The organism is Rhizobium bangladeshense, assembly GCF_001662075.1.
Lineage (GTDB): Bacteria > Pseudomonadota > Alphaproteobacteria > Rhizobiales > Rhizobiaceae > Rhizobium > Rhizobium bangladeshense_B.
Genome location: NZ_LYPL01000006.1, coordinates 202,307 through 224,155, shown reverse-complemented (window position 1 = coordinate 224,155; position 21,849 = coordinate 202,307). Strand labels below are relative to the sequence as shown.

The following is a 21,849-nucleotide window of genomic DNA, read 5'->3' as shown; positions in this document are numbered from 1 at the left end:
TGCGCCAATCCGGCGAATGAAAATAAAAATCTCGATGAGTTGGCGCGAAGTTTTACGGAAATTTAGCTACTTGCGGAACACATATGGAACATATAGTGTCTGTTCTGGATTTGTTTCAATCAGGGGTCTGACGTCGATGCTCACGCGCAAACAACAGGAGCTTCTCCTTTTCATTCATGAGCGCATGAAGGAATCCGGCGTTCCGCCCTCTTTCGACGAGATGAAGGATGCCCTGGATCTCGCCTCGAAATCCGGCATTCATCGCCTCATCACGGCGCTGGAGGAACGTGGTTTCATTCGCCGCCTACCGAACCGGGCCCGGGCCCTGGAAGTGATCAAGCTGCCGGAGGCTTATAGCCCCAGTCTTCAGCCGCGCCGCGGTTTTTCACCGAGCGTTATCGAAGGCAGCCTCGGCAAGCCCCAGCCGGTCGCTGCACCCGCTGCCGCAAAGCCGATAGCCGACAACGGCAACACTGTGTCCGTGCCGGTCATGGGCCGGATCGCCGCTGGCGTTCCGATCTCGGCGATCCAGAACAACACGCACGACATTGTCGTTCCCTCAGACATGCTCGGCTCGGGCGAGCATTATGCGCTGGAGGTCAAGGGCGATTCGATGATCGACGCCGGCATCTTCGACGGCGACACGGTGATCATCCGCAACGGCAGCACCGCAAGTCCCGGCGATATCGTCGTTGCGCTCGTCGACGACGAGGAAGCGACGCTGAAGCGCTTTCGCCGCAAGGGTGCCTCGATCGCGCTCGAAGCCGCCAACCCGGCTTACGAGACCCGTATCTTCGGGCCCGACCGGGTCAAGGTGCAGGGCAAGCTGGTCGGCCTCATTCGCCGTTATCACTGACAGCAGACGGGCCGGATTCGGTAAAAGCGTCTTTGCGCCAGTCATAGGCGCGATGGCGCATCCATGGACGCGACAAGGCATCGAATGCGGTTGCGACCTCCAGGCCCGTTTCCGCAAAACGCAATTCGATTGAACCGGTCCTGCGCAGCGTCTCGCCGGTGAAGAGTGTCGCCCCCGAACGGCAGCGGTCGAAACGCAGGCGCACCGCGGTCACGACGATCTCGCCGGCGTCGCAAGCCGGACCGAGATAGGCGGTATTGTCGATGACCGCGACGACATGGCCATTGCCGAGCCTGGCTATGCACCAGGCTTTCTTCACGCAGGAAAACCGATTTACCTCACCGCCGGCTGCAGCGACCATCATTGCCGTCCTCGCTTCATTCTGCTGATCGCGGGACAGCCTGAGGCGGCGGTCCTCACCCTGCGGCGGGATGGCAGGGCCATCCAGAATCTTCGGCGGGTAGTGCGTCGGCAGGACCAGCGCTCTCTGCCACTGGCCGAAAATGAAGTCCGGGGGATTTTCGCGGTTGGAAGCCATGGCTGACGTCGCCACGAGCGCGACCAGACCGCCATCCTCAGAAATCACCAGATCCGGCGGCCGGGAACCCGGCAGAATCAGCAGGATGAGCGTCGAAACGGCGAGGATCGATGTGCCGGCATGGCGCAACCGGGTGCGGAGCAGCGTCAGCATCAGAAAGCCTGCCACGGCGACCGCGAAATACCAGGCGGGCAAACGGCCGAGGTCGACATCGCCGCCCCAGCCGGACACCGTCTTGGCAACCGCTATCACCAGATCGAGGCCGAAGCCGACGACCGTCCAGAGCGGAGCATCCAGACCGAACGGCATCAGCAACATCGCCAGCAGCCCGGCCGGCATGACGATGAAGGAGATGATCGGCATCGTCGCAAGGTTTGCCGGCAGGCCATAGGCTGTCAGGCGATGAAAATGCTCGACCGCAAACAGCGCCGTGGAAAAGCCGCCGATCAGCGAGGTCAGGAAGACGCCGCCGAAGAAACCGGCGACCGCAACGACCGGCCGCAGGGCCGGCAGCTTCAGCAACGCGTTTTCCCGGACGCGCCGGTCCTTCCAGAGCTGGTAGCCCGATACCAGTGCCAATGTCGCGGCAAAGGACATCTGGAAGCTCGGACCCAAGACTTCGGAGGGTGAAATGGCGATGATGATGAGCGCCGAGAGAACGACATTGCGCAGGCTGATCGACGGCCGGTCGAAGAAGACGGCAATCAGCATGATCGCCATCATGATGAAGGCGCGTTCGGCCGAAACGCCGAATCCTGAGATCAGGAAGTAGGCTGTGACGGCGACGAGTGCGCCGGCAGCGGCGATCTTCTTTGTCGGATAGGCTTGAGCGACACCCGGAACGAGGCTGAGCAGCATTCGGAAACCGACGAAGAAGATGCCGGCTGACAACGCCATGTTAAGGCCCGAGATCGCCACGATATGCGCAAGACCGGACTGACGCAGCGCCTCCGTCGTTTCCTTCGAGATGGCGCGCCGCTCGTCGGTCACCAGAGCAGCGGCAAAAGCGCCCGTGTCGCCGGGCAGAATCGAGCGTATGCGATCGCCGATGCCGCTGCGCAACTGGTATAGCCATTCGAGCAGAGCTTCGGACGTCGATCTCGCAGGCTGCGGGCCTGTCTGCGGATCGACTTTCTCAGGCGCACCGTAGAAGAAACCGTTGGCGCCGATGCCATCGAAATAGGCACTGAAGGAAAAGTCGTGGAGCGCGGGAAGCGCCGGCCCCGCCGGCGGCGTCAACCGTGCTCGACCGGTGATGACGTCACCGATGTCGGACGGCGCATCCGTGCCGCGGGCGATCACGGTTATGCGCCTCGGCGGCCGCTTCACCTGCGGCGCATCGGTGCCGGTGACGGCCAGAACATAGCGCCACCGCCCGCGATCGTCGCCTTCGCGCCGCTCGACGCGGCCGGTCACTGTCGTCGTCACGGATGAATCAAGGATGACCGTCGAGGCCCGCCAGCTTTCTAGCCGAGCGCAGAGCATGCCGCATACCACGAGGGCAAGCGCCATAAGCGTTGCCCGCAAGGCGGGCCGGCTGCGACCGGCGACGAGCACCGCAAGCATCAGCACCGACAGGCCGAGCAACAATGGACGGAGCGGAAAATCCGTTGCAGCAAGAAACCAGTATGCCGCGCCGGCGCCGAGGAAGACTGGCGAGAACAGGAGCAGGCGGCCGTGGTCGGCCTCTTCGCTGAGCAACCGGCCGCCAGCGCGTAGCAATTGTGCGACGGCGGTCGTCAGCCGGTGGCGCAATGGCACCGCCGACTGCGTTGTTGCCGGCCGCGATCCCACGGCAGGAGCTGGAAATGACGCGGGATCGGCAAGGCCGACGCCTGCTTGCGGCCGCAATTCGACTGTCGTCAATTCCTGCATGCGCCGCCCAAAATGACTTGCCCTGGCTCCAGAATGCAACCTCCGAGCTCATCCGGCAAGAATAATCGATTGAAATACGGGCGAAAATTGCGAGTGGGAAAAGATCAGTTGAATCATCGGCTTCTGATATGCGTGCTGCTCATCGCTGCAGTGCCTAAAAGGTGATGCCGCAATGCACAAAATGGCGTCACAGTAACTTGGCATTAGCCTCGCGATCATATAGCTATCGCAAAGGACGCTTAACCCCTATGGCGCTTTTGTGGCGCCACCGACATTTCGGAGGATCAGCATGACGGATCAAAGCGCAACAATAAAAATCGGTGACAAATCGGTCGACCTCGCCGTCAAAAGCGGCACGATCGGTCCGAGCGTCATCGATATCGGTGCTCTCTACAAGAACACCGGTTCCTTCACCTATGATCCGGGCTTCACCTCGACCGCATCCTGTGAATCGAAAATCACCTATATCGATGGCGACGAAGGCGTGCTGCTGCACCGCGGCTACCCGATCGAGCAGCTCGCCGAACATGGCGACTTCCTCGAGGTCTGCTACCTCCTGCTTTACGGCGAACTGCCGACGGCAGCGCAGAAGAAGGACTTCGACTATCGCGTCACGCATCACACCATGGTGCACGAGCAGATGAGCCGCTTCTTCACCGGCTTCCGCCGCGATGCGCATCCGATGGCCGTCATGTGCGGCTGCGTCGGCGCGCTTTCGGCCTTCTATCACGACTCGACCGACATCACCGATCCGCACCAGCGCATGGTCGCCAGCCTGCGGATGATCGCCAAGATGCCGACGCTGGCCGCCATGGCCTACAAATACCATATCGGCCAGCCCTTCGTTTACCCGAAGAACGACCTCGACTATGCGTCGAACTTCCTGCGCATGTGCTTTGCCGTTCCGTGCGAGGAATATGTGGTCAACCCGGTGCTTGCCCGCGCCATGGACCGCATCTTCATCCTACATGCCGATCACGAGCAGAACGCGTCGACCTCGACCGTCCGTCTCGCCGGTTCGTCGGGCGCCAACCCGTTCGCCTGCATCGCGGCCGGCATCGCCTGCCTCTGGGGTCCCGCGCATGGCGGCGCCAACGAAGCGGCGCTCAACATGCTGAACGAGATCGGCACCGTCGATCATATTCCGGAATATATCGCCCGCGCCAAGGACAAGAACGATCCGTTCCGCCTGATGGGCTTCGGCCACCGCGTCTACAAGAACTACGATCCGCGCGCCAAGATCATGCAGAAGACGACGCATGAAGTGCTCGGCGAACTCGGCATCAAGGACGATCCGTTGCTCGAAGTGGCGATGGAGCTCGAGCGCATCGCGCTCACCGACGAATATTTCATCGAGAAGAAGCTCTATCCGAACATCGACTTCTATTCCGGCATCACGCTGAAGGCATTGGGCTTCCCCACGACCATGTTCACCGTGCTCTTTGCGCTTGCCCGCACCGTCGGCTGGATCGCGCAGTGGAACGAGATGATCGAGGATCCGGAACAGCGCATCGGCCGTCCGCGCCAGCTCTATGTCGGCGAACCGAAGCGCGACTACATCCCGGTTTCGAAGCGCTGATCGCTTCTGAACTCAAAAGAAAACCCGGTCAGAAACGACCGGGTTTTTTCTCTTTCAGCACGTCGAGCAGGATTTCGGCAGCATATTCACCCGGCGGCTTTTCGGTCTGCATGCGCTGCCAGATGAGCTCATAGCCTTCCTTCATCGCCTTCAACTGGTAAGTGTCGGCTGACAGCCTTTCCATCCAGCGTGCGAGGCTTGCCCCACGAACGATATCGTTCAGATATTCCGGCACTACGGCGTAATCGGCGATCAGGTTCGGCAGCGCTCCTGTCCAGGTCTTGATGCCTGATGTCAGCAACCGCATGATCCAGTCGACCTTGTAGGCGGAGACGACGGGAACGTCGGCAAGCGCCAGCTCGAGAATGACGGTTCCGGATGCCGCCATGGCCGCATCGGCCTCGACGAAAGCCTTCCACTTTGCTTCTGCGCCGACAACGATCTCCGGCGTTACCGCCCATTTCGCCGTCAATTCGCGCACAAGTCCTTCCTTGTGTCTCATCGTCGGCAGAATGAAACGCATCGGCCCGTTGCGGGCGACTAGTTCGCTCACCGCCACCTCGAAATGCGGCAGGAGCTTCTGGATTTCCGAGGAGCGGGAGCCGGGCAGAAGCAGGATTGTGCCGTTGCCGGGCCGTCTTCCGGCGCGCAGGCGTCGGGTCTCCAGGAGCGCAGGGTCGGCGGTCAGGCGATGCCCCACATAGGTCGTTGCCGGGCCGTTGAGGCGTTGCATCGTCGCCGGTTCGAAAGGCAGGACGGCGAGCACGTGATCGACATAGGCAAGCATGCGCTCGGCGCGATATTCCTTCCAGGCCCAGACGCTCGGACAGACATAATCGACGACAGGCAAATCCGGCAGCGCCGTGCGGACGCGCTTTGCCACGCGATGGGTGAAATCCGGGCTGTCGATGATGAGCAGAATGTCAGGCCTTGCGGCGATGATTTCAGCCGTTGTCCGACGGATCAGGCCAAACAGCTTCGGCAGCCGGCTCAGCACCTGGGTGATGCCCATGATCGACAGTTCGGAAAAATCGAACAGGGATTGCAAGCCCTCCGCCTGCAGACCCTCCCCGCCAACGCCGACAAGTTCCACCGGTCCGCCATGGATGCGCTTCAGCGCGGCGATGAGGTCGGCGCCGAGGAGATCGCCCGACACCTCGCCGGCAATGACGGCAATCTTCAGCGGCGCGCCGGTCATTCCAGACCCCATTCCGCCAGGCCTCGGTCGATGCCGCAGACGAAAAGCCCGGCCTCGTCGGCGGCGCGGATGACGGCGGCACGATCGAGCATCAGCGAGCGGCCGGCTTCGACGGCGATGCCGGCAAGGCCGGCTTTACCGGCGTTCAGCACCGTTGAAACGCCGATCGCCGGCAGGTCGGCGCGAATATCCTGCTGCGGTTTGCAGAGCTTGACGAGCACGCCGCGGCGGCGCGTCGAAATGCGTCCGGCGGCTCTGAGACCGGCGACACGATCAAGCATATCATCGGTGCCCTCAAGACCTTCCAGCGCGACAACCCGCCCACCGATGCTGACGGCCCCCTGCCCGACATCCAGCCGGCCGAGCGTCTCGGCGGCTTCGGCAGCGCGGTTGATATCGCGCCGATCTTCCTCGCCGGGTGCCGCGGCGCCAAGCGGACCGACGGCAGCCAGCAGGTCGGGGGCGATCTCATGGGCGCCGACGACGCGCCGCCCGTTTCCCTCGATCAGCCGGATCACCATCTGCAGGACCGTATCGTCGCCGCCGGAGAGCAGCGTGCGGATCGCGGCCGGCACCTTCATCAGAATGCGCAGCGTCGGGCGCACCTCGCGCCATTCCGGCCGGCGGCGCACGCTGCCCGACATCACCACGCGGCCGATGCCATAACGGTTGAGAAGGCCGTCGAGGGCGGCGAAATCACCGATACCGATAACGGCGTGGTCGTAGCCTTCCCAACGCCGGTCGCTTTCGTCCTTGAGGGCGACGATAACAGGATTTTCGCCTGCTGCGCGTGCGGCTTCCGCGACGTAGGAAGGCAGAAGGCCGCCGCCGGCGATGATCGCCAGCCGGCCCGCCGCGGTGTCGCCTGATGAAGCCACGGGCTAGCCCTTCTGACCTCGGGTCGGCGAGGACAGGGCGCGGTCGCTATCGGCCGCGATGAAATCCAGGATCTGCATCACCTCTGCGCAATCGGCATATTCCTCGCGGATGGCCGCGGCGTTCTCACGCACGGAGGCCGTTCCCTCGAAGATCGCCTTGTAGGCGCGGCGCACCCGGTGGATGACGGCGCGATCGATGCCCGCGCGCGTCATGCCGACGACGTTGAGGCCGCTCAGCAGACCGGGATTTCCGTTCAGCATGCCGTAGGGAATGACGTCGTAACTCACTGCCGACAGCCCGCCGACGAAGGCCTGGCGGCCGACGCGGGTGAACTGATGAACGGCCGAGCCGCCGCCGAGAATGACGCGATCCTCGATGACGACGTGGCCGGCGAGCATGACGTTGTTCGACATGATCACGTGGTTGCCGACCCGGCAGTCATGCGCCACATGCGAATTGGCCAGGAACAAATTGTTGTCGCCGACGATCGTCTGGCCGCCGAAATCGGCGGTGCCGGTGTTCATCGTCACGCCTTCACGGATCGTGCAGTTGGCGCCGACCGAAAGCGTCGTCTCTTCGCCGGCATGATGCACGCTCTGCGGATCGCCGCCGACGACCGCCATCGGAAAAATGCGCGTGCCTTTGCCGATCACGGTCCGGCCGGTGACGATCGCATGCGCCAGGAGCTCGACATTTTCATGCAGGACGACGTGCGGCCCGACATGGCAGAAGGGACCGATCTTCACGCCCTCACCAATCGTGGCTCCGTCTTCGACGACGGCCATCGGGTGAATGCTGGCGCTTTCGGCAATCGTGCTCATGCCTGATCCTTACGAACGATCATCGCGCCGATATCGGCCTCGGCGACCAGCGTGCCGTCCACCTTGGCATCGCAATGAAATTTCCAGATATTGCCGCGCTGCTTGTGCTTCATGACGTGGAATTCGACGCGATCGCCGGGCACAACCGGCTTGCGGAAACGCGCATTCTCAATGGTCATGAAGTAGACAAGGTTGCCCGGCTGGCCTTCCTTCTTGGCGCAGATCGCACCCGCCGTCTGCGCCATTCCCTCGATCAGCAGCACGCCCGGCATGATCGGCGACTCCGGAAAATGGCCGGTAAAATGCGGCTCGTTCACCGTGACGTTTTTGATGCCGATCGCCGTGTTGTCGCCATCGATCTCAATGATCTTGTCGACCATCAGAAACGGATAGCGATGCGGCAACAGCTTCATGATCTCGATGATGTCAGCCGAAGAAAGCGTCGTCGTGGCTTCCTCAGTCATTTTCCTTGCCTCCAGGGTTCCGCCCGCGCAACTTGGACTTCGACACTTGTTGCGCCGCCTCTCTCAGATAGTCTTTCAGCGGACGAGCCGGTATGCCGCCATATTGCCCGCCGGCGGCAAGATCGGTCATGATACCGCTTTTGGCGGCGATCTGCACGCCGTCGCCGATCGTCACATGGCCCTTGATGCCGGCCTGGCCGCCGATCTGCACGCCGTTGCCGATCTTCGTGCTGCCGGCGATGCCGACCTGCGCGACAATGGCGCAATGGCGGCCCATCTGGACGTTGTGGCCGATCTGGACCTGGTTGTCGATCTTGGTGCCCTCGCCGATCACCGTATCGTCCATGGCGCCGCGGTCGATCGTCGTATTGGCGCCGATCTCGACATTATCCTGGATGATCACCCGGCCGATCTGGACGATCTTGATCATGCCGCGCGGACCGGGCGCATAGCCGAAACCGTCCTGGCCGATGCGCACGCCGTTGTGGATGATGACGCCGTTGCCAATCAGCGCGCAGAGAATGCTGGCGCCGGCTGCAATGGAACAATCCCGGCCGATTTTGACGCCTGGACCGATGATGCTGTGCGCGCCGATGCGGGTGCCCTCGCCGATTTCCGCATGCGCGCCGATAACCGCCAGCGGCTCGACGATCACGCCTTTTTCCAGCCTGGCGCTCGGATCGATCACCGCGCTCGGCGCGATCTCGCCTTCACCCGGCGAAATGGTGACCGGACGCAGTGCTGCCGGATAGAACAGGCCGCCTGCCATGGCAAAAGCCGCATGCGGATTGGACGACAGGATGATCGGGATATGCTGCGGCACGAGGTCGGCGAGCGCCTTGTCGCAGATCACCGCCGAAGCCTGGCAGGTGAGCAGCTCATCCCGGCTGCGGCGCGACAGGATGTAACAGACATCGCCCGCCCGCGCCCGGTTGATGGGAGCGACGGAGCGGACAATGACATCGGCGTGATCGGAATTGGCGAGTTCCGCCCCAAGAAACCCGGCCAGCTCAGCGAGCTTCAGACCTTCATGGGGCAGAAAAAAAACGTTTTGCTCCATCGGCAATGCTCCAGAACGGAATTGAGTCTTACAGTTCCGGACTGCCGATATCAGAATTGGTTGTTGATGCCAAACTTGAAGTTCTGCGTCTTATCGAAGTCTTCCTTGAGGACCGGGATTGCGTAATCCAGACGCAATGAACCGAAAGGAGACTGCCAGACGACGCCGACACCGACGGAAGCGCGCAGCGAGGCGTCTTCACCTTCGATGCCGTCACCCCTGAGATCGACGTCGTTGCCGAACAACGTGCCCGCATCGGCGAAGACCGCGCCGCGCAGATTGAAGTCACGCGGGAAGCCCGGCATCGGGAAGGTTGCTTCGGCCGACGCCGTGAAATACGTCGTACCGCCCAGCGGATCGTCGTTGGTGCCGGAAACGCGCGGGCCAATGCCCTTGTTTTCGAAACCGCGAATATCGCCGTTGGTCAGGGTGAACTGGTCGAAGACGTTCAGATGCTCGCCGAAGCCGACGACATAACCAGCCGAGGCAGAAACCGAGCCGATGATATCAGCATCGTCAGCGAGCAGGTGGTAGTAACGCGCCTTGCCGTAGATCTTGTAGAACTGCGAATCGCCGCCCAGACCGGCGATTTCCTGCGTCGCCGTCGCGTAGATGCCCTCGCGTGGCAGGACGGTGTCGTCGAGCGTATTGTAGGTCAGCGTCTGCGAGATGGAAGACCGCGTCCACGGGCTGTCTTCGACGAGGTGCTGATACGGAGCCGACAGATCGGAAAGATCGCCGTTATCAGCGTCATACTTCATCTGCTTGTAGTTATAACGGAAGGTCGTCGCCAGATCCTCGGTGATCGGCGCGGTGACGCGCAGGACGACGCTGGTTTCCTCGTAATCGTAGTTGTCGTTGCTCGACGTCTCGCTGTGATTGACGTCGAAGCCCGCCGCCAGACGATAGCCGAGGAAATAGGGCTCGGTGAAGCTGACGCCGTAGGCGCGCGAACCTTCCTGACCGCCACCGGCCGAGATGCGGATGTACTGGCCGCGGCCGAGGAAGTTCTTCTCTTCGATCGAAGCTTCGAGCAAGAGGCCGTCACCGCCGGCGGCATAACCCGCACCGACGCCGAACGAACCGGTGGACTGATCCTGCACGTCGACGACCACCACGACGCGATCCGGCGAGCTGCCCGGCTGGGTGGAAATATTGACGGAGGAGAAATAGCCGAGCGCTTCGAGGCGGCGCTTGGCCTTGGTGATCATCTGCTGATTGAAGGCGTCGCCTTCGCTCATGTCGAATTCGCGGCGGATGACGTAATCGCGTGTGCGGCTGTTGCCACGAATTTCGATACGCTCGACATAGGCGCGCTCGCCCTGGTCGACCAGATATTCGACACCGATCGTATTGTTGTTGAGGTCGCGGTTACCGCGCGGCGTGACGCGCGCAAATGGATAACCGGCAGAGGCCACCTGATCGGAGATCGCTTCGATCGACTTCTGCACCTCCTTGGCGCTGTAGACCTGGCCTTCCTTCGTACGCACCAGCGGCAGCAGCTGATCCGAGCCGACGCCCTCGACGGTCGACTGGACGGTCACCGGTCCGAAGTCGTAACGCTGACCTTCTTCGATGTTGAAGGTGAGCGTGTACTTGTTGGTTGCCTCGTCAAAGCTCGCATCGGAAGAGACAATGCGCATATCGGCATAGCCGCGGTTGTAATAGAACTGGCGCAGCGCTTCTTCGTCGGCGTGAAGCTTGTCTTCGTTATAGACATCCTTGCGGGTCAGGAACGAAAGGAAGTTCGAACGCTTGGTATTGATAACGGCAGCCAGACGGCCGGCGCTGTAGGCATTGTTGCCGACGAAATTGATAGAATCGATCTTGGTGCGATCGCCTTCGTTGATGACGAAGGCGAGATTGACGCGACCTTCGCCGAGCGGCACCACCTGCGTCGTCACTTCGACTTCGCTGCGGCCGGTGGCGGCGTAGGCATCCTTGATCGCCTGGATGTCGGATTGGATCTGAGTGTCGCTGTAGGGACCGGCAGCACGGGTCTGCACGATCGTCGCGAGCTTGTCGTCCTTGATCTTGCGGTTGCCGTTGAAGACGACCTGATTAACGAGCTGGGCCTCCTGGACATTGACGACAAGCGTGCCGCCGGAGACCGAAATCTTGACGTCGGAGAAGTAACCGGTGCCGTAAAGCTGCTTGACCGAGTCATCGATGTCGGTGTTCGAAAAACTCTTGCCGGGCGTGATGGTCAGGTTCGACCGGACAGCTTCCGCGCCGACGCGGCTGGCGCCGCGCACATCGATGCGCTGGATAACCGCGGCCTCCGCGGCCGTAGCGGAAACGAACATCAAAGCGCCTGCGCCCGAAGCAACAACACTAGCAGACAGCGCAACCGCCGATACTGCGTTCAAAAACTTTGAACCAGCCTTCATTTCACCTATTACCTTTTTTCCCTCGTCCCCGTCCCCGGGAGAACCCGATTCCGGTCACGTGTGTCGTTTTACCCGCTTTTGACATACAAGCAAGTGAGGGCGTTAATTTCTGTTTACTTCATTTCGAAGCGTGACCCATTCGCCACTACAGCCTTGAAACATCGTAAATAAATAGTAATTCCCTTACCTTGCGCGTTTACCCTGAGCTCAGGCTTATGTCGTTCCAGGTCGTAAAAACCATCAATGTCAGTATCATTGCCAAGCCGATGCGAAACGCAATTTCGTGAGCCTTAGGCCCCAGGGGTTTGCCCCGCACCGCCTCCACCGCATAGAGCATCAGGTGGCCGCCATCAAGTACCGGAACCGGCATCAGGTTAAGCAATCCTATCGAAACTGAAAGTGTCGCGGCAAGCTGCAGCACTGCGCCAAGCCCGAGGCTTGCCATCTGTCCGGAAGCTTGCGCCACACGGATCGGACCGCCCAATTGATCGGCCCGCATCGATCCCGCGAAGATATTTCCGATATATTTGAAGGTGCCGGTGACGATGCCTGCGCTTTCGATCACCCCTTCCCGCACCGCCTCAAGCGGGGCGTAGGTCCGCAGGCGGAAATTGCCGGCTTCCTTGTTGGTGATGATGCCGATCTGGCCGAGTTCAATCTTATTGCCGAACTGGTCGGTCGTGTCGGTGCGTTGCGGCACCATCGGCACATCGAGCTTTTGGCCGCCGCGCTCGATCGTGACGACGATCCTTTGGCTCGGACGCATGGCGACATAGCGGCGCACCTCATCGAAGGTCTCGACCTTGTCGCCGTCGATGGCAATCAGGAGATCGCCGGGAAGAATCCCGGCGACGGCGGCCGAGCTCTCCGGCTTGACCTCGGCAACAACCGGGTCAGCGATCATGCGGCCATAGACGGTGAAGAGAACAGCGAAGATCACAATCGCCAACAGGAAATTGGCGATCGGTCCTGCCGCAACCGTCGCCGCCCGTTTCCAAAGCTTGGCTCCCGCAAAGGAGCGCTCCCTGTCGTCCTCCGACATGGCGGCAAGCCTGTCGCTGTCCGGTTTGCTCGAAACATCCTCGTCGCCGAAGAATCGGACGTAACCGCCAAGCGGGATCACCGAAAGCTTCCAGCGCGTCCCATGGCGGTCGGTGAAGCCGAATATCTCCGGGCCGAAACCGACTGAAAAGGCAAGAATGCGGATGCCGCTCCAGCGCCCGACGAGGTAGTGGCCCATCTCATGAACAAAGACGAGCAGCGAGAGCACCAGGATGAAGGTGACGATGTTCCCCATCACAAATGCATATATGCCTGTCATCACGTCCATGAGTTCCTTCCGTCAGGCTGCCGCGTCATCCGAGGCCGAACAACGCCGCTCCGAGCGACGTCATGCCAGTCCCCTTTATCACGGAAAATAGTCCAGCAAGCAAGAACGCCGAAAAACAGGCGAAAATCAGTCCGTCGACACGATCCATGACGCCGCCATGACCCGGAATGAGGCGGCTTGAATCCTTGGCGCCGAATTTTCGTTTGATAAAGGATTCGAAAAGATCGCCCGCCTGGCTGCAAACCGACAGGACGAGCGCGACGCCGGCGGCGACGACTTCCGCGCCTGGAAAAAGGAAATGGGCAAGAAGAACGCCGGCGGCGACAGCAGAAACGGCGCCCCCGATTGCACCTGACCACGTCTTTCCCGGCGAGATCGACGGGGCAAGCTTCGGCCCGCGGAGCGCCCTGCCGACGAAATAGGCGAGGATATCCGTGGCCCAGACGACAGCAAAGATGAAAAGCATCGCGTAAAGGCCAGGCTGGTCGTCGCCTCTGATCCCGGCGAGCGCCACGCCGGTGGCGCCGGCATAAAACAGGCCCGCCGGGAACCAGCGGCTGGTGCCGTGCAGGATGATCAGGGCTATGCCGACGGCGGTCACGCCGGCCAGCATGCCGGCGGCAAACTCGAAATTGCCGACAAGCACCAGGAAAGCAATCGCCGCCTCGCCGATCCAGCCGACGCCATTGGCAACCCAGTCACGCGCGACGCCTGAAATTTTCGACCATTCATAATAGATCAGCAGGCCGATCACGGCCGCCAGGATGCGGAAGGCAAGGCCGCCATACCAGGTGGCGGCAAGAACGATGACTGCGAGAATCAGCCCTGAAGCGATGCGCAGTTTCAGTTCCTGCTGCATCAGGTGCCAACCGCGGCTGCCTGCGACAGGCCGCCGAAGCGCCGGTCGCGGGAGGCGAATTTTTCAAGCGCCGAGCGGAAGATTTCGGGGCTGAAATCCGGCCAGTACTCCGGAACGAAGATGAATTCCGAATAGGCGGCCTGCCACAGCAGGAAATTGGAAAGCCGCTCTTCGCCGCTGGTGCGAATGATGAGATCCGGATCGGGGATACCCGCCGTGTCGAGACGGGCGTCGATCAGCGCAGGCGTGATGTCCTGCGCCCTCAGGCGACCGGCCTCGACGTCCTTGGCCAGGCTCGCCACGGCGCGGGAAATTTCATCGCGCGAGCCGTAATTGAAGGCGATGACCAGCGTCAGCGCCGTATTGTCCTTGGTCGTCTCCTCCGCCTCGAGCAGCAGGCCGAGGATATCGCTGCGCAGGCTGTGGCGATCGCCGATCACCCTGATGCGCACATTCTGGCGATGAAGCTCGGCCAGGTCACGGCGGATGAAAGCCTTGAGCAGACCAAGCAGATCGGAGACTTCAGCCTCTGGCCGGCGCCAGTTCTCCGAGGAGAAGGCAAAAAGCGTCAGATATTTTATGCCGGCGGCGCCGGCGGCGCGCACTGTCTCGCGCACAGCCTCGACGCCCTTGCGATGGCCCATCGTGCGCGGCAGGCCACGCTGCTTGGCCCAGCGGCCATTGCCATCCATGATGATGGCAACATGCTCTGGCACAGTCAAAAATACAGATTCCGACATTTCCCGTCCGGTCTTTCCAGGCAAAGGCACAGATCCACTAGACCTGCATGATTTCCTTTTCCTTCTCGCCAAGCAAGCGGTCGATTTCGGAAATCGTCTCGTCCGTCATCTTCTGTACACGTTCCGACTGTGCACGGCTCTCGTCCTGGCCGATTACGCCATCCTTTTCGGCTTTCTTGAGACCGTCCATGCCGTCGCGGCGGACATGGCGAATCGCGACCTTGCTCTTTTCGGCATAGTCGTGAGCCACCTTGACGAGCGATTTGCGACGCTCCTCGTTCAACTCCGGCAGCGGGATGCGCAGGCTCTGGCCGTCGACGATCGGGTTGAGACCGAGGTTGGATTCGCGGATGCCGCGCTCGACGGCGCTGACCATCGACTTGTCCCAGACGGAAACCGTCAGCATGCGCGGCTCGGGCACGGTGATGTTGGCGACCTGGTTCAGCGGCACGCGCGAACCATAGGCCTCGATCGTCACCGGATCGAGGATGTTGGCCGAGGCACGGCCGGTGCGCAGCGATGCGATGTCGCTTTTGAATGCGGAAACGGCGCCATCCATGCGACGCTTCAGTTCCTTGATATCGATACCTTCACTCATGTCGATGCTCCCGTCTCAAGCATGATGCCGAAAAAGCGTCAGCGGTTTCGGACACCATCATGCTCTAACTATATCAATTGTCGGAGACGATGGTCTTGAGGCCACCGCCCGTCAAGATTTCGGCAAAACCGCCCTTCTCGTGAATCGAGAAGACGATGATCGGAATGGAATTCTCCCTGGCGAGCGCCACGGCGGCAACGTCCATCACCGCAAGCCCCCTGTCCAGCACTTCCTGATGCGTCAGGCGATCAAACCGCGTCGCATCGGGATATTTCTTCGGGTCGGCGGAATAGATGCCGTCGACCTGCGTGCCCTTGAAGATCGCCTGCGCACCCATTTCGGCAGCGCGCAGCGCCGCGGCGGAATCGGTGGTGAAGAAGGGGTTGCCGGTGCCGCCGGCGAAGATCACCACGCGTCCCATCGACAGATGGTAGAGGGTGGCGCGCTGCGAAAAGCTCTCGCAGATCTCCGGCATGGAGATGGCCGAAAGTACCACCGTGTCGATGTTGAGCTTGCGCAGCGAGGTCGCCAGCGCCAGCGCGTTGATGATTGTGCCGAGCATGCCCATATGGTCGCCGGTCACCCGGTCGCCGCCCTTGGATGCGACTGCGACACCGCGGAAGATATTGCCGCCACCGACGACGACGCCGACTTCCACGCCCATATGCCTTGCCTCGGCGATATCGGATGCAATGCGGTCCGCCACCGCGACATCGATCCCGAAACCCTGGGCACCCATGAGCGCTTCGCCGGAAGCCTTGAGCAGAACGCGTTTATAGACAGGCTCTAAAGACATCTTGGCTCCTCGTAAATTGCCGTGAATGCCCGATACACGAAGGGCACCGCGTTGTCACGCGATGCCCTTCGTGTTTTCAGGATTATGGCTGGAAGATCAACCCTTGACGGCAGCCGCAACTTCGGCTGCGAAATCCGTCTCTTCCTTCTCGACGCCTTCGCCGAGCAGAAGACGGGCCATGCCGGCAACTTCGATCGGAGCGCCGACGGCCTTTTCAGCTTCCTTGATGGCGGCTGCGACGGTCAGATCAGGATTGATGACGAAAGCCTGCGAGAGAAGGGCGACTTCCTCGAAGAACTTGCGCATGCGGCCTTCCACCATCTTCTCGATGATGTTGTCCGGCTTGCCGGAAGCCCGCGACTGCTCGATGAAGACGTTGCGCTCGCGCTCGGCGACGGCGGCATCGACTTCTTCGGGGCGGATCGCCAGCGGCGCGGTCGCGGCAATATGCATGGCGACCTGGCGGCCGATTGCGTTCAGGGCTTCCTTGTCGCCGGTCGACTTCAGCGCAACGAGAACGCCGAGCTTGCCGAGACCATCGGAAACGGCATTGTGGATATAGGTGGCAACCACGCCGTCCTCGACGGAGAGAGCGACCGAGCGGCGCAGGTTCATGTTCTCGCCGATCGTTGCGATCGCATCCTTGATCGTGTCGGAAACCGACTTGCCGGATGCCGGGTAGGTCGCGGCCGCAACGGCCTCGACGCTGCCGTTCGTGGAGACGGCGACCTTGGCAATGCCGCGGACGAGATCCTGGAAGGCGTCGTTACGGGCGACGAAGTCGGTTTCGGAGTTGACTTCGACGACGACGGCCTTGGTGCCTTCGCTCGAAACGCCGATGAGGCCTTCGGCAGCGGTACGGCCGGACTTCTTGTCGGCCTTGGCGATCCCCTTGGCGCGCAGCCAGTCGATCGCCGCTTCCATGTCGCCATTGGTTTCGGCAAGCGCCTTCTTGCAGTCCATCATGCCTGCGCCGGTCTTTTCGCGCAGTTCCTTCACCATTGCAGCCGTAATCTCGCTCATTATCTTCCTCTTGTCGGTTCAAACGGTGGACCGCAAAGCGCGGCGCGGCACCGGATTGAGGCACGAAATGTACCTGTATGTATGACAGCGTGATGAAGACGCGTCATAACGAAAACTTATCTGGCGAAGGGCTGACGCCTTCGCCCTGAAACAGGTAAGGCCGCCGAACTTCGATGAGTCGCGAGCGGCCTTCCCAGTCTATGCAAGCTTTGGCGGAGTTTTCGATCCGCCCGCTTTCATCAGCCTTCGGCTGCTTCTTCGAGAGCCGGCTCGACCGGAACTTCGGAGGATGCGCCGAGATCGCGGCCGGAAGAGCTCTGCTGACGCGCGATGCCATCGATGGCAGCGCGGGAAATCAGCTCGCAGTAAAGAGCGATTGCACGCGATGCGTCGTCGTTGCCCGGGATCGGATAGTCGATCAGGTCGGGATCGCAGTTCGAGTCGATGATGGCGACAACCGGGATGCCGAGGCGCTTGGCTTCGTCGATCGCGATCTTTTCCTTGTTGGTGTCGATGATGAACATCAGGTCGGGGGTGCCGCCCATATCGCGGATACCGCCGAGGGCCTTGTCGAGCTTTTCACGCTCGCGCTCGAGGTTCAGACGTTCCTTCTTGGTGAAGCCCTGGGCTTCGCCGCCGAGGATCTCATCGAGCTTGCGCAGGCGCTGGATCGAGTTGGAGATGGTCTTCCAGTTCGTCATCATGCCGCCGAGCCAGCGCGAGTTGACGTAGTACTGGGCCGAGCGCTTGGCGCTGTCGGCGATGATCTCGGACGCCTGGCGCTTGGTGCCGACGAAGAGAACGCGGCCGCCGCGAGCAACGGTGTCGCTGACGACCTGAAGGGCGCGCGACAGCATCGGAACGGTCTGTGCCAGGTCGATGATGTGGATGTTATTGCGGTCGCCGAAGATGTACGGCTTCATCTTCGGGTTCCAGCGATGCGTCTGGTGGCCGAAGTGGACGCCTGCCTCAAGAAGCTGGCGCATAGAGAAATCGGGCAATGCCATGCCTTTTTATCCTTTTCCGGTTGAACCCCCGCAAGGCGAACAGCATCCTCTTCGAGGATGCCACCGGGCGGAACAGCCCGGATTTCTCCCGGACGATCCCATGCCTTACGTGTGGAATGCCGGTGCCCATACATCCCGTTCGGTATAAAAGCAAGGAAAACATTCCATTCGGCATAGAAACACGAATTGCGCCGCGCATCCCGACGCTGCCCTGCCCTGCAGATGCCGCCGCTCAGCTCAGCAGCGTCGCGCGACAGCACGACACCGGCATCCGGCATCCGGCATCGGCAGAATAGCGTCGACCTCGGCCGGCAACAGGCTGCCGATCGCGCTGTCGGCATTGCCGGTCGCGGTAAATGAACTTTATGATACAGTTTTATGACAGTCGGAAAACCAGTGCAGGCTTAATTACAGATCTCGGCCTTGCGCTCGAGTAGTTCCAGCTTGGCAAGCTTGCCGGTCAGGACGAAATCGCCGTAATCCATCGTCAGGTCGCGGGTGATGCCGTTCTCATAGAGCTTGAAGGACATGCGATAGACCGGCAGCGCATCCGATTTCGCATTCTCGTTGAAATAGGCGATCGTGACCGGCCAGAACGCGGTCTTCGAGAAGGCGCCGGCATTGCCGGCATCGGCCTCCTCGGCAACCGGCGTCTGCTGCTTGCCGACGATCGTCGTCGTCACCAGCGCCTTGTCGCCGTCATCGGAGCCGTCGAAAACGCGCGCCTCGAAGAAGCGCTTGCCGTCCTTGGCGTTCTGGATCACATCAAGCATGTGTTCCGTGGGAAAGCGGCTTTCGGCCAGCTGCAGCTCGCGGTTTGCCGGCTGCTTGAGATCGACCTTGACGCCACCAGGCTGGTCCTGAGCGGCACCGTTGACCTCCTTGTCGAGCCGATCGTCGGTGAAGGATTTGGTGTCGAAGGTGAACTTGCCGTCCTTCAGGTTCTCGAAGGTCGTTGTCTGCTGGTCACTGACGCGCACGCTGTCGCCGGTATTGATCTGCGTCACGAAGCGGAAATTGGTGGTGAAGCCCTGGCAATAGCTGCCGTCGAACTCATAGACCATCCGGCCGTACATGCCGGCAATGCCGGAGCGGTCGGAAGCGTCCTTCAATTCCAGATCGTAGACGGCGCGGTGGGCGATGAGGCCGGTCGCGGCCGCAGCGCTTGCCGCAGGCGCGCCCGCCCATGCATTGGCGGATACGCTGGCAAGAAGCAGAGCGGCAAGCGACGATCGGAACATTCATTCACTCCTATTGGACTCGGCCGCAATGTTATATGAACTCTTTCGGCCAAATCGAGGCTCGAAGCTGTCATAATAAAGATTCTAGTCTTGATGCATAAATTTTGAAACATTGACAACAAAAGCGGAGACGAAAATGTCCGATGAAATTGCAGCGCGGCTGACTGAGATGGGGATAACCCTGCCCGAAGCCGCAGCCCCAGCCGCAAATTACGTTCCCTATGTCATCAGCGGCAATCTTCTCTACATCTCCGGGCAGCTACCGCTCGAAGGCGGCAAGATCGCCGTCGCCGGCCATCTCGGCGAGACGGTTGATGTTGCAAGCGGCCAACGCGGCGCCGAACTCTGCGCCATCAACATCCTCGCCCAGGCCAAGGCCGCACTTGGCGGCGATCTCGGCCGCATCCGCCGGGTGATCAAGCTGAACGGCTTCGTCGCCTCGGCGCCCGATTTTGTCGAGCAGCATCTCGTCATCAACGGCGCTTCTAACCTGATTGCCGGCGTGCTCGGCGAGACCGGCAAACATGCGCGTGCCGCCGTCGGCATGGCAGCCCTGCCGCTGAACGCCGCCGTCGAGATCGACGCTATCATGGAAATCGCAGAATGACCTATGCGGACTGGATCAAGGACGTGCCGGTCGCCCATCGCGGCTTTCACGACCTCAATAAGCTCGTCTGGGAAAATACGCTTACTGCCTTTTCTCGCGCTGTCGAAGCGGGCTTTGCGATCGAATGCGATCTGCATTACGCCTCCGACGGCGTGCCTGTCATCTTTCACGACGAGGACCTGCAGCGACTGTGCAGTCTCACCGGCGATGTCCGCGAGCGCACCTCTCGGGAGCTCGGACTGATCGCCGTCGGCGGCACCAGCGACAAGGTGCCGACGCTCAGCCAGCTTCTCGATCTCGTCCGGGGCAAGGTGCCGCTGGTACTGGAGCTGAAGGGCCGCGAGGCTGATGACGAAGGGTTTGCTGAATCTGTTCTCGAAGTGCTGGAAGGCTATGAAGGCAAGGTCGCGCTGATGAGCTTCGACCATTGGCTGCTGCGCGATCTGAAGGCGCTTGGCTCCCCTTACCCGCTCGGGCTGACCGCCAACGGCAACACACCGGAGGAGTTCGCAACGCACGCCCAGGCGATGGAGATCGGTCTCGATTTCATCTCCTATTATTACGACGACCTGCCGAATGCCTTCATATCCGGCCAACGCGAAAAGGGTATTCCCGTCATCACCTGGACGGTGCGCGATGACGAGGCGCGCCGGCGGACCTTCGCCAACGCAGACCAGATGACCTTCGAAGGCTTCGACCCGGGTGTGGCGGTTTGACGCTCGCTTTTTGGCCAAGATCATGCGCAGACTGAAGCAAAGCCGAGACCGTCTTCCCACAGGCTTCGCATCTGCTCCATGACCGATGAATTGTCCATTCGCGTAGAACGCTCCTTCACAGCGATTTCCCCGGAGAGCTGGTCCAGGCTTTCCGGGGCATCGAAGACCGGCACCACGATCGCTTACAATCCCTTCGTCTCGCACGCCTTTTTGTCGTCGCTGGAAGAATCGGGTTCGGCCACTGCCGAGACCGGCTGGCTCGGCCATCACCTGCTGCTCGAGACCGATCGCGGTGAACTGATCGGCGCCCTGCCCGCCTACCTCAAGAATCACAGCCAGGGCGAATATGTCTTCGACCATGGCTGGGCCGATGCCTTCGAGCGGGCCGGCGGGCGCTATTACCCCAAACTTCAATGCTCTATCCCATTCACTCCTGCGACGGGTCCACGGCTTCTCGTCACCGAGGGGCTGGAGCGGCTGCCGATCCAGAGTGCGATCGCCGAAAGCCTGAAGGAGGTCGTGCGCCGGCTCGGCATCTCCTCCGCCCATGTCACCTTCGTGCCTGATGAAGAGATCGGCGTCTTCGAGATGGACGGCTATCTGCACCGCACCGACCAGCAGTTCCATTTCATCAATGACGGCTATGCCAATCACGAGGAATTCCTCGAAACGCTCGCTTCGCGAAAACGCAAGGCGTTGCGCAAGGAGCGCCGTGTCGCGCTGGAGAACGGCATCAGCATCGACTGGCTGACCGGCCGCGACCTAACGGAACGCATTTGGGACCAGTTCTTCAAATTCTACATGGATACCGGTGGGCGCAAATGGGGCCGGCCCTATCTCACCCGCAAATTCTACTCGCTGATCGGCGAGCGCATGGCCGACGACATCCTGCTCGTCATGGCCAAGCGCGACGGGCGTTATATCGCCGGCGCCATCAACTTCATCGGCGGCGATACGCTCTACGGCCGTCACTGGGGCTGCATCGAGGATCATCCGTTCCTGCATTTCGAGGTCTGCTATCACCAGGCGATCGATTTTGCCCTTTCGAAAGGGTTGAACCGGGTCGAGGCCGGAGCCCAGGGCGAACACAAGCTTGCCCGCGGTTACCTGCCGGTGACGACGCATTCGGCCCATTATGTCGCCCATGCCGGCCTTCGTCGGGCGATCGGCGATTATCTCGCCCGCGAGCGCGCAGATGTCGAACAGATGGGCGAGCTGCTGGCCGAGCACAGCCCCTTCCGCAAGGGCGAGCGCCAGCAGGAGGATTGACGC

20 protein-coding genes are annotated in these 21,849 nt (G+C 61.2%); 5 read left to right on the top strand and 15 right to left on the bottom strand.

Annotation, left to right across the window (positions count from 1 at the left end):
* Positions 1-136: 136 nt before the first annotated feature.
* Entirely contained in the window at positions 137-856 is a 720-nt protein-coding gene (gene lexA, locus A7X77_RS14660; RefSeq protein WP_064683609.1) for a transcriptional repressor LexA, read from the top strand.
* On the opposite strand, the gene A7X77_RS14655 is transcribed toward lexA, so the two are convergent.
* A complete protein-coding gene (locus tag A7X77_RS14655; RefSeq protein WP_064683608.1) occupies positions 837-3,269 on the bottom strand; it encodes a ComEC/Rec2 family competence protein in 2,433 nt (810 codons plus the stop codon). The genes lexA and A7X77_RS14655 overlap by 20 nt on opposite strands.
* A gap of 289 nt (positions 3,270-3,558) precedes the next feature.
* Here A7X77_RS14655 and gltA point away from each other — a divergent pair, with 289 nt between their 5' ends.
* Positions 3,559-4,848: a citrate synthase gene (gene gltA / locus A7X77_RS14650; RefSeq protein ID WP_064683607.1), complete on the top strand. Its 1,290-nt coding sequence runs from the start codon at positions 3,559-3,561 to the stop codon at positions 4,846-4,848.
* 28 nt (positions 4,849-4,876) lie between these two features.
* Here gltA and lpxB read toward each other — a convergent pair whose 3' ends face one another.
* The 14 genes from lpxB to A7X77_RS14580 form a co-directional block, all read right to left on the bottom strand.
* The gene (gene lpxB / locus A7X77_RS14645; protein WP_064683606.1) at positions 4,877-6,046 is read right to left on the bottom strand and encodes a lipid-A-disaccharide synthase; all 1,170 of its coding nucleotides are present in this window, start codon (positions 6,044-6,046) and stop codon (positions 4,877-4,879) included.
* Positions 6,043-6,924, bottom strand: coding sequence for an LpxI family protein (locus A7X77_RS14640; protein ID WP_064683605.1), 882 nt, complete (start codon positions 6,922-6,924; stop codon positions 6,043-6,045). Before A7X77_RS14640 ends, lpxB begins: the two co-directional genes overlap by 4 nt.
* Before the next feature lie 3 nt (positions 6,925-6,927).
* On the bottom strand, positions 6,928-7,746 hold the full coding sequence (gene lpxA, locus A7X77_RS14635; protein WP_064683604.1) for an acyl-ACP--UDP-N-acetylglucosamine O-acyltransferase: 819 nt from the start codon (positions 7,744-7,746) through the stop codon (positions 6,928-6,930).
* A complete protein-coding gene (gene fabZ, locus A7X77_RS14630) occupies positions 7,743-8,210 on the bottom strand; it encodes a 3-hydroxyacyl-ACP dehydratase FabZ (protein WP_064683603.1) in 468 nt (155 codons plus the stop codon). Before fabZ ends, lpxA begins: the two co-directional genes overlap by 4 nt.
* Positions 8,203-9,270 (bottom strand): UDP-3-O-(3-hydroxymyristoyl)glucosamine N-acyltransferase, encoded by a 1,068-nt coding sequence (gene lpxD, locus A7X77_RS14625; RefSeq protein ID WP_064683602.1) that lies wholly within the window; start codon positions 9,268-9,270, stop codon positions 8,203-8,205. Before lpxD ends, fabZ begins: the two co-directional genes overlap by 8 nt.
* 50 nt (positions 9,271-9,320) lie before the next feature.
* Positions 9,321-11,660: an outer membrane protein assembly factor BamA gene (bamA, locus tag A7X77_RS14620; RefSeq protein WP_064683601.1), complete on the bottom strand. Its 2,340-nt coding sequence runs from the start codon at positions 11,658-11,660 to the stop codon at positions 9,321-9,323.
* Positions 11,661-11,856: 196 nt separating this feature from the next.
* Positions 11,857-12,990: an RIP metalloprotease RseP gene (gene rseP, locus A7X77_RS14615; RefSeq protein ID WP_064683600.1), complete on the bottom strand. Its 1,134-nt coding sequence runs from the start codon at positions 12,988-12,990 to the stop codon at positions 11,857-11,859.
* 25 nt (positions 12,991-13,015) lie between these two features.
* Positions 13,016-13,849 carry a phosphatidate cytidylyltransferase gene (locus tag A7X77_RS14610; RefSeq protein ID WP_064683599.1) on the bottom strand — a complete coding sequence of 278 codons (834 nt, stop codon included), beginning with the start codon at positions 13,847-13,849 and terminating at the stop codon, positions 13,016-13,018.
* The gene (locus tag A7X77_RS14605; protein WP_064683598.1) at positions 13,849-14,589 is read right to left on the bottom strand and encodes an isoprenyl transferase; all 741 of its coding nucleotides are present in this window, start codon (positions 14,587-14,589) and stop codon (positions 13,849-13,851) included. Before A7X77_RS14605 ends, A7X77_RS14610 begins: the two co-directional genes overlap by 1 nt.
* Positions 14,590-14,626: 37 nt before the next feature.
* Entirely contained in the window at positions 14,627-15,187 is a 561-nt protein-coding gene (gene frr, locus A7X77_RS14600) for a ribosome recycling factor (RefSeq protein ID WP_004678618.1), read from the bottom strand.
* Positions 15,188-15,260: 73 nt separating this feature from the next.
* Positions 15,261-15,983 carry a UMP kinase gene (gene pyrH, locus A7X77_RS14595; RefSeq protein ID WP_064683597.1) on the bottom strand — a complete coding sequence of 241 codons (723 nt, stop codon included), beginning with the start codon at positions 15,981-15,983 and terminating at the stop codon, positions 15,261-15,263.
* A 96-nt stretch (positions 15,984-16,079) separates the two neighbouring features.
* On the bottom strand, positions 16,080-17,006 hold the full coding sequence (gene tsf / locus A7X77_RS14590) for a translation elongation factor Ts (RefSeq protein WP_064683596.1): 927 nt from the start codon (positions 17,004-17,006) through the stop codon (positions 16,080-16,082).
* A 239-nt stretch (positions 17,007-17,245) separates the two neighbouring features.
* Positions 17,246-18,013: a 30S ribosomal protein S2 gene (gene rpsB, locus A7X77_RS14585; protein WP_008526906.1), complete on the bottom strand. Its 768-nt coding sequence runs from the start codon at positions 18,011-18,013 to the stop codon at positions 17,246-17,248.
* Between the two features lie 404 nt (positions 18,014-18,417).
* Positions 18,418-19,254, bottom strand: coding sequence for a cell envelope integrity EipB family protein (locus A7X77_RS14580; RefSeq protein WP_064683595.1), 837 nt, complete (start codon positions 19,252-19,254; stop codon positions 18,418-18,420).
* A gap of 136 nt (positions 19,255-19,390) precedes the next feature.
* On the opposite strand from A7X77_RS14580, the gene A7X77_RS14575 reads away from it, so the two are divergent.
* The 3 genes from A7X77_RS14575 to A7X77_RS14565 all read left to right on the top strand — a co-directional run bounded on the left by A7X77_RS14575 (position 19,391) and on the right by A7X77_RS14565 (position 21,846).
* On the top strand, positions 19,391-19,861 hold the full coding sequence (locus tag A7X77_RS14575) for a RidA family protein (protein WP_064683594.1): 471 nt from the start codon (positions 19,391-19,393) through the stop codon (positions 19,859-19,861).
* Entirely contained in the window at positions 19,858-20,577 is a 720-nt protein-coding gene (locus A7X77_RS14570; RefSeq protein ID WP_064683593.1) for a glycerophosphodiester phosphodiesterase, read from the top strand. The genes A7X77_RS14575 and A7X77_RS14570 overlap by 4 nt, the downstream gene beginning before the upstream one ends.
* 78 nt (positions 20,578-20,655) lie before the next feature.
* A complete protein-coding gene (locus A7X77_RS14565; protein WP_064683592.1) occupies positions 20,656-21,846 on the top strand; it encodes a GNAT family N-acetyltransferase in 1,191 nt (396 codons plus the stop codon).
* Positions 21,847-21,849 lie beyond the last annotated feature (3 nt).